Raw genomic sequence first — 14,322 nt, forward strand, 5'->3', positions numbered from 1 at the left:
TCGGCTTACGGGCAGCAGGTCGGCTTACGGGCAGCAGGTCGGCTTACGGGCAGCAGAAGGTGACTACCCCATTCAGCCCGTTCCTACCCCACCACCCCCCACCGGGGAGCTGGCCAAAGGCTTGGTCGCGGCAATGCCCGGCCCGACCACCTCACCGCCCATCGGCCGGGCCCGACGCGCTCAGACGGCTACCGGGCCCGGTGCCGGTGCAGTGACCACCCGCACCCCCAGCTCACGCAGCTGACGATCGGTCACGGGCGTCGGGGCGCCCGTCAACGGGTCGAGTCCCGACTGGGTCTTGGGAAAAGCGATGACCTCCCGGATGTTCTCCTCACCGGCGAGGATCGCCACCAACCGGTCGATCCCCACCGCGAATCCGCCGTGCGGTGGCGCCCCGTAGCCGAAAGGGATGAGGAAGAAGCCGAATCGAGCCTTCGCCTCCGCCGGCGAGATTCCGAGGATCCCGAAGATGCGCTGCTGGAGATCGCTCTCATGGATCCGGATCGAGCCAGATCCGAGTTCCCAGCCGTTGAGCACCAGGTCGTACGCCCGGCTACGCACCGCGAGCGGATCGGTCTCCAGCTTGTCCACATCGTCGGGGTGCGGACGGGTGAAGGGGTGATGCCCCGGCTTCGGCCGTCCGGTGCCCGGATCCACCCCGACGAACAGCGGGAAGTCGACGACCCACACGAACCGCAAGGGACCTTCGCCGGCCGGCGGGCGGCCCAGATCGTTGCGAAGCTGGCCGAGCACCTCGCAGGTGATCGCCCACTCGTCGGCGACCAGGAGAAGAAGGTCGCCCGCCACCGCCGCGGTTGCCGCGACGATGCCGGCGAGTTCCTCGGCGGCGAGAAACTTCGCCACCGGGGACTCCAGCTCGCCGCCGGGACCGACCCGCATCCAGACCAGGCCCTTCGCGCCCAGTCCCTTCGCCCGCGCGGTGAGATCGTCGAGCTTGCGCCGGTTGTGCGAGGCTGACCCGCCGGGTACGCGGATTCCCTTGACGGCCTCGGCCCCGGCGAACGCCTTGAAACCGCTACCCGCGAAGACCGCGGTCAGCTCTATGAGTTCCATGCCGAACCGCAGGTCCGGCTTGTCGACCCCGAAGCGGTTCATCGCTTCGTGCCAGGACATCCGCTCGATCGGCAGCACGGGGCCGCCGGTCACCGCCCGGGCCGCGGCCAAAACCGCCGCCGACGTCACGCCGAGCACGTCGTCCTGGTCCACGAAGCTCATCTCGAGGTCGAGCTGGGTGAACTCGTACTGCCGGTCGGCCCGCAGGTCCTCGTCGCGCAGACATCGGGCGAACTGGAAATAGCGATCCGTCCCGCCCACCATGAGCAACTGCTTGAAAAGCTGGGGTGACTGCGGGAGGGCGTAAAAACTGCCTGGGAACTGGCGCGACGGGACGATGAACTCCCGCGCTCCCTCCGGTGTCGAGGGCATCAGCAGCGGCGTCTCGACCTCGACGAAGTCCAGCGGGGCGAGCGCCGAGCGCATCGCCGCAAGAACCGCCGAGCGGATCCGCAGGTTGCGCTGCATCCGGTCACGGCGCAGATCGAGATAGCGGTAGGCGAGACGAATGGTCTCATCGACGGAGTCGGCTCGATCGTCCAGCGGGAACGGCGGCGGTGTCGCGACCGAGAGCACCTGCACCTCGCAGTCGCGTAGCTCGACCTCGCCCGTGGCCAGGGCGGGGTTCGCGGTCCCCTCCGGGCGGACGGCGACGGTACCGGTGATCCGCAACACGTACTCGGTCCGGACGTCGACCGAGCCGTCGACGACCGCCTGAATGATCCCGGAATGGTCACGCAGGTCGACGAAGGTCAGCGACTGGCCGTGCTGACGGCGGTGCGCCACCCAGCCACACACCGTCACGGTCTGGTCAACGTGATCCGATCGCAGATCACCGCACAGATGTGTGCGCATGGCCGTGCGCTGCCGCCCGCCCGAGGTGGCGGCCCCCGCCACCGGGATCGGTAGCTCGCCGGTGGTCGACTGGGTCGTAGTCATCGATCCGTTGTTCCCATCGCAGTCTGGTCCGGCCCGCCGGGTACTTTTCTCGCCAGATGTGTGGCGATGTCACTGCGCCCGCGCGGGATCCAGTCCTGACCCTATCGGCCGGTAACCGCGAGACCGCCGCTCCCGGCGACCGCATGGGCCGGACAGGCCGGACAGGCCGCACGGCGAGATCGTTCGCCGTTAGCGCAGCGCGCGGATGAAACGGCCCGCCTCCCCGCGTAGCCGGGCCGAGATGCGCAGGACCTGACGGCCGCGGGGAGTGGTGAGCTCGACGGTGATCACATCTCCGTGCTTGACGCCTCGGGACGCCGTCACCTCACGACGGTCGAAGACGACGTCGAACCAGTCGCCCTCCCGCGGGAAGGGGGCGAGGACCAGCAGCCGCCGATCGGTCAGCATGATCCAGCGCGAGGCCCCGAACCGGTGTCCGACGAAGGATTCGACCTTCGCCGTGAACCGTCCGGGCCCGCTCGGGTCGGTGAGCCGACCGCGCAGCACGACCTCGATGAACTCGCCGGACTCCAAGGGCACTGCCGGGAGACGACGATGGGACGGTATCAGGGGCACGGGCGTCAGTGTCCTCCACGCACCCCGTACAGTCGCCGGGTGAGGGCACAGGCGGACGAACCGAACGCGGCGGCCTCGGCCGCCACCCTGGCCGAGCTGACCGGAGCCGACCGGCACGACATCGCGATTGTGCTGGGATCGGGCTGGCCCCCGGCCGCCGATGTACTGTCCCGGCAGGCGACCGACGTCACCGAGGTCACGTTTACCCAACTCGGCGGCTTCCCATCCAACACCGACGTTCCCGGGCACAAGCCGACCACACGCTCCGTCCAGCTCGGCGACCGCCGCCTGTTGATCTATCTGGGCCGCGTACATCCCTACGAGGGCCATGACCTGTCCCGGGTGGTCCACGCGGTCCGCCTGGCCTGTGCGGCCGGCGCGTCGACCGTCATACTGACGAACGCCGCCGGCGGTCTGCGCGCGGACATGTACGTCGGCCAGCCCGTCCTGGTCGCCGACCACCTGAACCTGACCGGCCGCTCACCCCTGGTCGGTCCGGCGTTCACCGACCTGACCGACGCCTATTCCCCCCGGCTACGGGCGCTTGCCCGCGAGGTCGATCCCATCCTGGCCGAAGGAGTGTATGCGGGACTGCCCGGTCCACACTTCGAGACACCCGCAGAGATCCGCATGCTGCGGCTCCTGGGAGCCGACCTGGTCGGCATGTCGACCGTGCACGAGACGATCGCGGCGCGGGCCGCCGGAGCGGAGGTGCTGGCCCTGTCCCTGGTCACCAACCTCGCAGCGGGGATGAGCGGCGAGCCGCTAGATCATCTCGAGGTGCTGGCCACGGGAGCTGCCGCCGCGGAACGCATGGGTATCCTGCTCGCCGACATCGTCACCCGGCTGTAGGACCACGGCGGAATCGCGATGCCGTCCTCGTCCCGACCAGGCCCGACGTCCCTGCCCAGCCCGACGTCCCTGCCCAGCCCACTCGCCGAGCAGGTCGAGGCCTGGCTGGCCGATGATCCGGATCCCGCCGACCAGGCCGAACTGGCCCGGCTGCGCGACGGCGCGGGTCACGATGCCACGCTGCTCGCGGAGCTGGCCACACGTTTCCACGGACCGCTGCGGTTCGGCACAGCCGGGTTGCGCGGGCCACTGCGCGCCGGTCCAGCCGGCATGAACACCGCCGTGGTGCGCCGCGCCGCCGCCGGACTCGCCACCTGGCTCACGAGCAGGGCGACACCACCAGCACAGGCGGCACCGAGTTCCTCGACGGCGACCGTCGTCGTCGGCTACGACGCCCGGCATCGCAGCGAGGCGTTCGCCCTCGACAGCGCCCGGGTGTTCGCCGGTGCCGGACTGCTGGCGCTGGTACTCCCCGGGCCGGTGCCCACTCCGGTGCTGGCCTTCGCCGTGCGCAGGCTGGGCGCGGACGCCGGCGTGATGGTCACGGCCAGCCACAATCCAGCCACCGACAACGGCTATAAGGTCTACCTGGGTGATGCTTCCTCGGGCGCCGCGCGGGGGGCGCAGCTCGTGGCTCCGGCGGACAGTGAGATCGAAGGAATGATCGCGGCTGCCGGCCCCGCCCGGGCGATCCCACTCGCCGAGACCTGGCGGAGGCTCGATGCGGATGTCGTCGACGACTACATACACGCGGCGGCCACCGCCGGCCGGGCAGCCACAGCCACCGACCTACGCACAGACGTGACCACGGACGTGACCACGGACGCGACGGCCCTGACCGTTGCGTACACCCCGTTGCACGGTGTCGGCGCAGCCGTTCTCAGCGCCGTGTTCACCGCCGCGGGTCTCGCCGCACCCGATGTCGTCCACGAGCAGGCCGAACCCGATCCGGAGTTTCCGACAGTCCAGTGGCCGAACCCCGAGGAGGCGGGGGCGATGGACCGGGTTCTGGCGCTCGGCGAGCGCATCGACGCCGATCTGGTACTCGCCAACGATCCCGACGCCGACCGGTGCGCCGTCGCCGTCGGAGGGCGGGTACTCAGCGGTGACGAGGTCGGTCTGCTTCTCGCCGATCATGTCCTGCGCTCCCGCCCCGGTCCGGTAACGACCACCATCGTCAGCTCCTCCGGTCTGCGTGCGCTGGCCGCCGAGGTCGGGGTTCCTTACGCCGAGACGCTGACCGGCTTCAAGTGGATCATGCGTGCGGACGCGCGGCTGGTCTTCGGCTACGAGGAGGCACTCGGATACGCCGTCGCCCCGGATCTGGTCCGCGACAAGGACGGCATCACCGCCGCCCTCGCCATCGCTCTGATCGCCGCGCGGGCGAAGCGACGAGGTCGGACCCTGCCAGGCCTGCTCGACGAGTTGTCCGCACGACTCGGTGTCCATCTCGCGGGGCAACACTCGGCGCGCTTCGACGACGTCACCCAGATCGACGAGATGATGCACCGCCTGCGGGTCCAGCCGCCGACCAGCCTCGCCGGGCGTCCCGTCACCGGAGTCCGTGACCTGCTGGCCGGCGGGCGGGACGGGAACGCACCGGCGGGAGGGATCCCCCCTCGACCCGCACGCCCCGTGGACCGTGCCGGCCCCATGGACCGTGCCGACGCGGCGCATCCGGTCCTGCCACCCGCCGACGTGCTCATGCTGTTCCTCGACGAGGATCGGGTGATCTTCCGCCCGAGCGGGACCGAACCCAAACTAAAGGTGTACCTCGAGACCGTGGAGCCGGTGCCGGGGCATGCCGTCGACGCGGTGCCCGCGGCTCGGGACCAGGCCGCGGCACGCCTGCTCCACCTGCACACGGCCGCGGGCAATCTGCTCGACGGACGCGACGGAGATCACATCTCGCCGAAGATCCGATCACCCGCGTCGCCGAGCCCGGGCACAATATAGGCCGTCTCGTTCAATCTCTCGTCGACCACGGCGGTCACAACGGTCAGGTCGGCCGTGCCGACCGCAGGGCCACCGGATTCCAGCGCCGCAAGGCCCTCCGGTGCTGCCACCACGGAGACCACGGTGACGCCCCGCGCCCCGCGGTCGGCGAGCAGCCGCAGGCAGTGCAGGGCCGAACCGCCGGTGGCGAGCATCGGGTCGAGCAGCAGCACCGGGCGGCCGGCCAGATCGGTGGGCATCGCCTCCAGGTAGGCCGTGGGTTCGAAGGTCGTCTCGTCGCGGGAGAGCCCGATGAACGCGGTGTGGGCGTCGGGAAGCAGGTTGAGCGCCGCCGGCAGCATGCCGAGCCCGGCCCGCAGCACCGGGACGACGACCGGTTCCGCGGCCAACCGCACCCCGGAGGTCGTGGCCAGCGGAGTCGTGACGGTGACCGGCATCGTCGGCAGCGTACGGGTCGCCTCGTACACGAGCATCATCGCCAGGTCGTACAGGACGGGCCGGAACCGGGACCGGGGCGTGCGCTCGTCCCGCAGGACGGTCAGCGACGAGGCCGCGAGGGGATGGTCGACGATGTGCAGCTGCACGGAAGGACTCCTCGTACGCGAAGCCGGGCGATCGGCAATGATGCAACGTATGACAACGGCTCCGGCCGGATCGGACCGTCCCGGCGAGGAACCCGAGAAGTGCCCCTCCCGACCGGCCGCCGGCGCTCGCCCCACGCTGCGGCGCGCCGAGGTAGCCCGGATAGTCGACCACACACTGCTACAGCCGTCCGCCACCGGCGAGGAGATACTCGCGCTGTGCGGGGAAGCTGCCAAGCTGGGTGTCGGTGCCGTCTGTGTGGCGCCGACCCATGTCTACCTGGCCGCCGCGAGTACCCGACGGGACGGCGGTGAGGTCGGGCCGGCCTTCGGCGTCGCCTCCGTCATCGGCTTTCCGCACGGCACGCACCTGACCGTCATCAAGGCCGAGGAGGCGCGGCGGGCGGTCGCGGACGGCGCCACGGAGATCGACATGGTCATCGACATCGCCAACGCGATGGACGAGAACTGGCGAGCGATCGAGACCGAAATCACCGAGGTCCGGCTGTCGGTGCCGCCGGACGTCGTGCTCAAGGTCATCCTGGAGACGGCCCTGCTGCCGGACGAGAGCATCGTCGCCGCCTGCCGGGCAGCGGAGGCCGGCGGCGCCGAGTTCGTCAAGACCTCCACCGGTTTCCACCCGGCAGGCGGGGCCAGCGTGCGCGCAGTGCGGGCGATGGCGGCGGCCGTGGGTGGCCGGCTCGGTATCAAAGCCTCGGGCGGCATCCGCACCGCCGAGAAGGCGATCGAGATGATCGAGGCTGGCGCGACCCGGCTCGGACTGTCCGCCTCCGCGGATGTGCTCGCCGGCTTTCCCAGGTGACCGGCTTCCCCGGATGATCCGCCGCCGACGGCCACAGCCGAGATCTGACGGCTAGCCCACGCGCCCCGCCACCCAGCAGCCAGACAGATGATCATCAACGAGCCCGCAGGCCTGCATCAGGGCATAGGCGGTGGTCGGACCGACGAAGACGAACCCGGCCGCGCGCAGCCCCTTGGCGAGCGCCACCGACTCGGGGGTCTTCGCCGGCACGTCGGCGAGGGTGGCCGGCGCCACCCGCCCCATCGGCTCCGGCTGGAACGACCAGATCAGATCCTCGAGGGGACGGTCCAGCGTAAGGACGGCGCGGGCATTGGCGATCGTCGCCTCGATCTTGCGGCGGTTTCGGACGATGCCGGCGTCGGCGAGCAGCCGGTCGACATCCGCGGAACCGAACGCGGCCACGGCGGCCGGGTCGAATCCGGCGAACGCCGCCCGGAACGCCGGCCGCTTGCGCAGGATCGTCAACCACGACAGGCCGGACTGGAACGCCTCCAGAGTCAGCCGCTCGAACAGACCGACCGTGTCCCTGACCGGACGCCCCCACTCGTCGTCGTGGTAGGCGACGTACTCCGGCGCGGACAGACCCCACGGGCATCGCGGGCAACCATCGGCTCCCACCACGGCATCCGAGGCGGGCCTCACCGGCCCACCGCTCATCAGGCTGACTCCGCGGAGACAAGCTCCGCATAGCCCGGCTTGATGACGTTGTTGATGAAATCGAGCCGCCGGTCGAAGGGCAGGAAGGCGGACTTCATCGCGTTGAGGGTGAGCCAGCGGATGTCGGACCAGCCGTAGCCGTTGACGTCCACGAGGGTCGCGAACTCACTCGACAGCGACACGCCGCTCATCAGCCTGTTGTCCGTGTTGACCGTGACCCGGAACTGCAGCCGGCGAAGCAGCCCGATGGGGTGCCGTTCGATGCTCGGCGCGGCTCCGGTGTGCACGTTCGACGAGGGACACATCTCCAGCGGCACCCGGACGTCGCGCACGTAGTTCGCGAGATCACCGAGGATCGCCTTACCGTCCGGATCGACCGTGATGTCATCGACGATGCGCACTCCGTGCCCCAGCCGATCGGCGTTGCACCACTGCACGGCCTCCCAGATCGACGGCAGGCCGAACGCCTCGCCTGCATGGATCGTGAAGTGGCCGTTCGCCCGCTGGATGTACTGGAAGGCGTCCAGGTGACGGGTGGGCGGATTGCCCGCCTCGGCGCCCGCGATGTCGAACCCGACCACGCCGGCATCGCGCCACCGGACCACGAGCTCCGCGATCTCCAGTGAGCGGGCCTGATGGCGCATCGCGGTGAGCAGGGCGCGAGGGTGCAGCGGTGTGCCGGCCGAACCGGCCCGGAACCCGTCAAGCACGGCCTCGACCACCGCGTCCAGGGACAGCCCGCGCTCGACGTGCAGCTCGGGGGCGAACCGCACCTCGGCGTAGACGACGCCGTCGGCCGCAAGATCCTCCGCGCACTCCCGCGCCACCCGCATGATGGCCTCCTGGGTCTGCATCACCCCCACCGTGTGCCGGAACGTCTCCAGGTAGCGGACGAGCGAGCCGCTATGCGCGCCGCCACGAAACCACGTGCTCAGGGTGTGGACGTCCGTGGTCGGCAGATCGCGGTAACCGGTCTCGTCGGCGAGCTCGACCACCGTGGCCGGCCGGAGCCCGCCGTCAAGATGGTCATGAAGCAGTACCTTCGGCACCCGGCGGATGTCCTCAACCGTGATCGTCGGGGGCCGTGCGTCGTTCGTCATCATGTCCTCCGTCATCGTCTCGACGGTAGACCACGGGTACGACAGAACAGCGACGGCACGATGACGACCCGGACTGCCGGGACCGGTTCAGCTGAGGTGATCGGTTCAGCTGAGGTGATCGAGGACGAGCGGTGTGCTCGGGGGCGGCGTCGCGGCGACCTCCACCGCTCCCGTCAGGGCCTCCCGGGCCCGCTCGACGCTGGCCGGGTCGTCGGTGTGCAGTTCCAGCAGCGGCTCGCCGGCCGTGACCGGGTCACCGATTCCCACCCGCCACCGCACGCCCGCCGTCGCGGAGACCGCGTCCTCCTTGCGGGCCCGGCCCGCGCCAAGCCGCCAAGCCGCCACGCCGACCGCTCGGGCGTCCAGGCGGTGGAGATAGCCGGTCGCCGGCGCGGGGACGGTCTCGACATGGCTCGCCGCCGGAAGCGGCGCGTCCGGATCGCCGCCCTGGGCCGCGACCATCGCCCGCCACACCGCAAAAGCGTCCCCGGCAGCCAGCACCTGCGCGGGATCATGGAGAGCGCCGGACCGGTGGCCGAGCTCGGCGGCGACGAGGTCGATCATCGCTCTGGCCAGCGCGACGGTGACCTCCACCAGATCCGCCGGCCCACCACCACGGAGGGTCTCCACGGCCTCGGCCACCTCCAGCGCGTGCCCGGCGGTCCGGCCGAGGGGGTGGTCCATCCCGGTCAGCAGGGCCTCGGTGCGGACCCCGGCGGCAACGCCGATCCGGACCATCGCCCGGGCGAGCTCACGGGCCTCGCCCACCAACGTCATGAAGGCCCCAGAGCCGACCTTGACGTCCAGGACCAGCGCCGACGTGCCCTCGGCGATCTTCTTACTCATGATCGACGATGCGATGAGCGGGATCGACTCGACGGTTCCGGTGACGTCCCGCAGCGCGTAGAGCCGGCGGTCGGCCGGAGCGAGGCCGGCACCCGCGGCACAGATCACCGCACCCACCTCGGCGAGGAGCTCACGCATCCGGGCGGCCGACAGATCCGCCCGCCAGCCGGGGATCGCCTCCATCTTGTCCAGCGTTCCACCGGTGTGACCGAGCCCCCGCCCGGCGAGCTGTGGGACCGCGGCCCCACAGGCGGCGACCAGCGGCACCAGCACGAGCGAGACCTTGTCGCCGACCCCTCCGGTGGAGTGTTTGTCGACGGTGGGACGTCCCACGCCGGTCAGGTCCAGGCGCTCCCCACTGTCGATCATTGCAGCGGTCCAGCGGTCCAGCTCGGCGGGAGCCATCCCGCGCCACACCACCGCCATCAGGTACGCCGACATCTGCTCGTCGGCGACCAGACCCCGGGTGTAGGCGTCAATGAGCCAGTCGACGGCCCGGAGATCGACGGGTCGACCGTCCCGCTTGGCCCGGATCAGATCGACGACGTCGAAGCTCCCGCTCACGCGACACCCGGTAGATCGTGCGGTCCGAACGCTGCGGGGAGCAGGTCCGCGATGGTGCGCACGCCGTCGCCCGTGGCGACGAGCAGATCCGGCCCGCCGTGCTCGTAGAGCAGCTGGCGGCACCGTCCGCAGGGCGCCAACGGCGCACCGTCGGAGTCGACGCAGGCGAACGCCAGCAGCCGACCACCGCCTCTGGCGTGCAGCGCCGAGACGAGACCGCATTCGGCGCACAGCCCGAGGCCGTAGGACGCGTTCTCGACATTGCAGCCGACGACGATCCACGGGTCGTCACCGGTGGTACGCCCGGCGGCGTCCGGCAGATCCACGACCAGTGCAGCAGCACCCACCCGCAGACCCGAGTAGGGCGCGTAGGCGCTCTGTGCGACACGGACAGCGGCGTTCCGCAACCGCTCCCAGTCTTTATCGTTCACACTGCACCCCAGGTCCGTGGTCCGTTCGGTCGCTGTCGCCAGCATGCCCGACACCCGGTCCGGCCACGATGTGATCCCATGGATGCGAGCCCCACCGGCGATCGGAAGGGACGACGGGATGGCAGGCGAGTCCCCGGACAATCCGGGTTCGGCCAGAGCGGTGGCCCTCGTCGGGGGACGGTACCGGCTCGACGGGGTCATCGGACGCGGCGGATTCGGCGTCGTGCACCGGGCCACCGACGAGCTGCTCCAGCGCGTGGTTGCAATCAAGGAAGTACGGCTGCCGCTCGGGGAGAACGCGGACGAACGCGACCTGACCCGCGAGCGGGTCCTACGCGAGGCGCGCGCCGCCGGTCGGCTGCATCATCCCGGTGCCGTCGCCGTCCTCGACGTCATCGACGACGGCGAGCTGCCCTGGATCATCATGGAATACGTTGACGGCCAGTCCCTCGCCACGATCATCAACGATCGCGGACCGCTGCCGGTCGAGGAGACGTGCCGGATCGGTATCAGCCTCGCCTACGCCCTGGAGGCCGCGCACCGGCTCGGCGTGGTGCACCGCGACGTCAAGCCGAGCAACGTGCTGGTGACCGCGGACGGCCGGGCCCGGCTGACCGACTTCGGCATCGCGGTCAGCCAGGGGGATCCCCGGCTCACCAGCACTGGGATGGTGATGGGCTCCCCCGCCTACCTGCCGCCGGAACGCGCCCGTGGCGATGCCGGCAGCGCCGCGGGTGACCGGTGGGGACTGGGCGCCACGCTGTTCACCACCGTCGAAGGCTACCCGCCCTTCTCCGGCGGTGACCCGATTTCGGTGCTCACCGCCCTGGTTCAGGGACGACGCCAGCCCTTCCGGCTGGCCGGACCACTTATACCGGTGATCGACGACCTGATGGCCCCGCACGAGGCGAGCCGACCACCGCTCACCGTCGTACGCAGGCGACTGCGCGAGATAGTCGAACGAGATGCGGTCCGCCAGCACGCCGCAGCTCAGCAGAACACCGGAGCCCGCCAGGACACCGAGACGCGTCAGGAGGCCACGCCGTCGCGGACACCTCGGTCCCGTCCCACCGGGCCGTTGGAGCGCATCCACTCGATCGACCGGATGCGTGCCCTGGGCGGAATCCCGGCCCGGGCCCGGCTCATCGGCCGAGGGCACGGCAACGGTTTCACCGGCGGCGACGTCGAACTGGCTAATCTCTTCGCCACCGCCTCACCGGCCTCCCCGCCGTCGACCGCCCGGCTGCGGCCGGCGCCCGACAGGCCGGCGGGAATCGAGCCGGCGGGAGGTCCGCCACGCGACCCCGACGCCGGGGATCGGCGTCGCGTGACCATCGCCGTGGCGACGCTCGTGGCACTGGTCGCCGCCGCGATCATCGGCATCGTGATCGTGGTGACAGGTGGCCCGGACGACAAGAGCCGCGGCACCTCGACCAACCAGACCGGCGGCATCTCGTCGCCGACCGGAGCCGGCGGGTCGGCCCCGGCGGGCCCGGCGGCGGCCGGGGAGCCCGTCGCTCGGGAAACCACCCCGGTCACGGGCCCGCCTGGCTGGGTGTCCTACGTCGATCCCACCGCCGGCTGGTCCGTGGCGTACCCCTCGGACTGGCAGCGCCGCGAGGGGCCCGGCGGACCCGGAAACGTCGACTTCGTGGACCCGGCTGCCCGGTCCTTCCTACGTGTCGGTAGCGTCAGGCAAGCAAACACCTCTGCCATCGGCGACTGGCGACGCAACGAGGCCGGCTTCCGGCAGAGCGTGCGGGATTATCGGCAGATACGGCTGGCTCCCAGCGATGGTGGGGATGGCACCAACCAGGCCGACTGGGAGTTCGGGTACCGCGGGTCGGACGGGGTCATGGTGCATGTGCTCAACCGGGGTGCGATTCGCAACGGCCACGGGTATGCCCTGTACTGGCATACCAGGGAGGATCTGTGGCTGCAAGATCAACCGTTGATGCGCCAGCTGTTCGCCACCTTCCGGCCCGGTCCGTGATGTCGGCCATCGACGGATTTGCGGTGCCCGTAGTGTTCGGAAAGATGCGGGCCGTCCGGCGCGCGCATCAGTCCATCCGTCAGACTTGACACGATGGCTAAATCGGCAAGTGTGCCCCCGGACACCTCCCGGCACGGCACACCTCGCTACGTAGCGCAGCGATACCGGCTCGACACGCCCATCGGGCGTGGTGGAGCCGGTGTCGTCTGGCGCGGTGAGGACGAACTACTCCAGCGCCCGGTCGCCATCAAAGAGATCCTCGTGCCGATGGCCGGCGCGCAGAACGAGCGCGACGCGATCCGGGCCCGGGTTCTTCGCGAGGCCCGTGCCCTGGCCAGGCTGCACAGTCCCGCCATCGTCTCGGTGTACGACGTGGTCGAGGAACATCAGCGGCACTGGATCATCATGGAACTCGTCGACGCGGACAGCCTCGGCGATGTGATCCGCAACCAGGGCCCGCTGCCCTTCGACCAGGTCGCCGCGATCGGGCTGGCGCTGACCGACGCGCTCGCCGCGGCCCATTCGGCGGGCGTGCTCCACCGCGACGTCAAGCCCGGGAACGTCCTGCTCGGGCGGGACGGCCGGGTGCGGCTCACCGACTTCGGCATCGCCGCGACCGAGGGCGACGTGACCCTGACCGGCGCTGGGGCCCTGGTCGGCTCCCCGGCCTACATCGCTCCCGAGCGGGTCCGGGGCTCCTCCGGCACTCCCGCGAGCGACCTGTGGGGGCTCGGCGCGACGCTGTACTCGGCTGTCGAGGGCCAGCCGCCGTTCGAGGGCCCGGAGACCTACGCCGTACTGACCGCCGTGGTCGAGGGCCGCCGGCGGGCCTTCCGGCTAGCCGGCCCGTTGCGCAACCTGCTCAGTGACCTGATGGACCGGCCGGCCGAGGAGCGGCCCGACGTGACGGAGATCCGCCGGCGGCTGATCCCGATCGCGCGCAATGCGAATCCGGTACCGGCTTCGGTCATGCACGCCCGTCCTCGGACTGGCGAGGAGACGGACGCGAGTTCCGTCGACGTCGGCCTGGAGAACCTCGACGACCCGGCCGAGCCGGCAGCAGGCGCCGGACCGGCCGCAGATTCCCGGCCGGGGTCGGGCGGCGGTGTCGCCGGGACCGCGGGAGTCCAGGCGGGCGAGGCGGCTCCGGCGGCCGTGGGAGACCAGGGGGCTGTCCCGCGCCCGACGAACCGCTCGGCGTCCGCCGCCGCGCCGCCCGTCCCCGCTGACCGCGACGTCACTGTGGATCCCCTACTCAACCCCCTTGACGGGACCGCCGTGGCGGCTGCGGGCGCTGCCGAGTCGCGCACCGGTCGTGGGGAACCCGGCCGCACCGGCCCATCGAACCACGTGATCCCGCCGGACCGGACCACGCCGCAGAACCGCGCAGCACCGCCTGGCCGGACGCGGCCCGAGCCCGACCACGACGCGCCGACCAGCATCGGGCTCAACAGCGTGGCGGGGTCTCCGGTGGACGACGACGTGACCCGCATCGGCGCGGCCACCCCCGTGTCGGCGACCTCCGACCTGGATCTGTTCGACGACGACAATCACGCCGCCGGACTGTTGCCCCTCGGCGAGGCCCGGCGCCGCGCCGAGCCTCCCCGCCGCGACGGGCACGGTCACGGACCGGGCGACCCCCAGCGGCGTCGACAGCGGACGATCGCGGTCGTGGCCGGAGCGGCCATGCTCGTGATGGGCGCGGCCATCGCCCTGACTGTCGGACTGACCTCCGGCGGCTCGACCCCCGAGCCGAACGATGTCACCGCGCAGCAGACCACGCCACCGCCCATCGCGACCATCGCTTCCTCCCCCCCGGCCGTGACCTCACGATCCACCACGTCTGAGGTCGTCGCCCCGGACTCCCCGCGCTACACCTACCGCCCCCGGCCGTCGTCGTCTGCGACCCCAACGACGACGCCGACAACGG

Annotated in this window: 12 protein-coding genes; 5 read left to right on the forward strand and 7 right to left on the reverse strand. The window is 71.0% G+C overall.

The window, feature by feature from the left end; translation table 11 throughout:
* Positions 1 to 180: 180 nt before the first annotated feature.
* A complete protein-coding gene (gene aspS / locus ACY5KJ_RS06955) occupies positions 181 to 2,013 on the reverse strand; it encodes an aspartate--tRNA ligase (RefSeq protein ID WP_462203017.1) in 1,833 nt (610 codons plus the stop codon).
* Positions 2,014 to 2,202: 189 nt separating this feature from the next.
* Positions 2,203 to 2,589, reverse strand: coding sequence for a hypothetical protein (locus tag ACY5KJ_RS06960; RefSeq protein ID WP_462186670.1), 387 nt, complete (start codon positions 2,587 to 2,589; stop codon positions 2,203 to 2,205).
* A gap of 39 nt (positions 2,590 to 2,628) precedes the next feature.
* On the opposite strand from ACY5KJ_RS06960, the gene ACY5KJ_RS06965 reads away from it, so the two are divergent.
* Together ACY5KJ_RS06965 and ACY5KJ_RS06970 are read left to right on the forward strand one after the other, a co-directional pair.
* Positions 2,629 to 3,441 (forward strand): purine-nucleoside phosphorylase, encoded by an 813-nt coding sequence (locus tag ACY5KJ_RS06965; RefSeq protein WP_462186669.1) that lies wholly within the window; start codon positions 2,629 to 2,631, stop codon positions 3,439 to 3,441.
* Between the two features lie 18 nt (positions 3,442 to 3,459).
* On the forward strand, positions 3,460 to 5,397 hold the full coding sequence (locus tag ACY5KJ_RS06970; RefSeq protein WP_462186668.1) for a phospho-sugar mutase: 1,938 nt from the start codon (positions 3,460 to 3,462) through the stop codon (positions 5,395 to 5,397).
* Here ACY5KJ_RS06970 and upp read toward each other — a convergent pair.
* Complete coding sequence (upp, locus tag ACY5KJ_RS06975; RefSeq protein WP_462186667.1) at positions 5,343 to 5,981, reverse strand: uracil phosphoribosyltransferase; 639 nt, start codon at positions 5,979 to 5,981, stop codon at positions 5,343 to 5,345. The genes ACY5KJ_RS06970 and upp overlap by 55 nt on opposite strands.
* A 40-nt stretch (positions 5,982 to 6,021) precedes the next feature.
* Here upp and deoC point away from each other — a divergent pair, with 40 nt between their 5' ends.
* Positions 6,022 to 6,801 carry a deoxyribose-phosphate aldolase gene (gene deoC / locus ACY5KJ_RS06980; protein ID WP_462186678.1) on the forward strand — a complete coding sequence of 260 codons (780 nt, stop codon included), beginning with the start codon at positions 6,022 to 6,024 and terminating at the stop codon, positions 6,799 to 6,801.
* Between the two features lie 51 nt (positions 6,802 to 6,852).
* Here the strand turns inward: deoC and ACY5KJ_RS06985 are convergent, their stop codons facing one another.
* From ACY5KJ_RS06985 to ACY5KJ_RS07000, 4 genes are all read right to left on the reverse strand, one after another.
* Positions 6,853 to 7,458 carry a DNA-3-methyladenine glycosylase I gene (locus ACY5KJ_RS06985; RefSeq protein WP_462186666.1) on the reverse strand — a complete coding sequence of 202 codons (606 nt, stop codon included), beginning with the start codon at positions 7,456 to 7,458 and terminating at the stop codon, positions 6,853 to 6,855.
* The gene (locus ACY5KJ_RS06990; RefSeq protein ID WP_462186677.1) at positions 7,458 to 8,558 is read right to left on the reverse strand and encodes an adenosine deaminase; all 1,101 of its coding nucleotides are present in this window, start codon (positions 8,556 to 8,558) and stop codon (positions 7,458 to 7,460) included. The genes ACY5KJ_RS06985 and ACY5KJ_RS06990 overlap by 1 nt, the downstream gene beginning before the upstream one ends.
* 105 nt (positions 8,559 to 8,663) lie before the next feature.
* The gene (locus ACY5KJ_RS06995; RefSeq protein WP_462186665.1) at positions 8,664 to 9,968 is read right to left on the reverse strand and encodes a thymidine phosphorylase; all 1,305 of its coding nucleotides are present in this window, start codon (positions 9,966 to 9,968) and stop codon (positions 8,664 to 8,666) included.
* Positions 9,965 to 10,399 carry a cytidine deaminase gene (locus ACY5KJ_RS07000; protein ID WP_462186664.1) on the reverse strand — a complete coding sequence of 145 codons (435 nt, stop codon included), beginning with the start codon at positions 10,397 to 10,399 and terminating at the stop codon, positions 9,965 to 9,967. Before ACY5KJ_RS07000 ends, ACY5KJ_RS06995 begins: the two co-directional genes overlap by 4 nt.
* A 118-nt stretch (positions 10,400 to 10,517) precedes the next feature.
* Between ACY5KJ_RS07000 and ACY5KJ_RS07005 the strand changes: the two genes are divergently transcribed.
* Positions 10,518 to 12,392: a serine/threonine-protein kinase gene (locus ACY5KJ_RS07005; RefSeq protein ID WP_462186663.1), complete on the forward strand. Its 1,875-nt coding sequence runs from the start codon at positions 10,518 to 10,520 to the stop codon at positions 12,390 to 12,392.
* Between the two features lie 93 nt (positions 12,393 to 12,485).
* Positions 12,486 to 14,322: serine/threonine-protein kinase (locus ACY5KJ_RS07010; RefSeq protein WP_462203018.1), on the forward strand; the 1,837-nt coding region annotated here is incomplete at its 3' end.

Source organism: Frankia sp. CcWB3 (assembly GCF_977927595.1).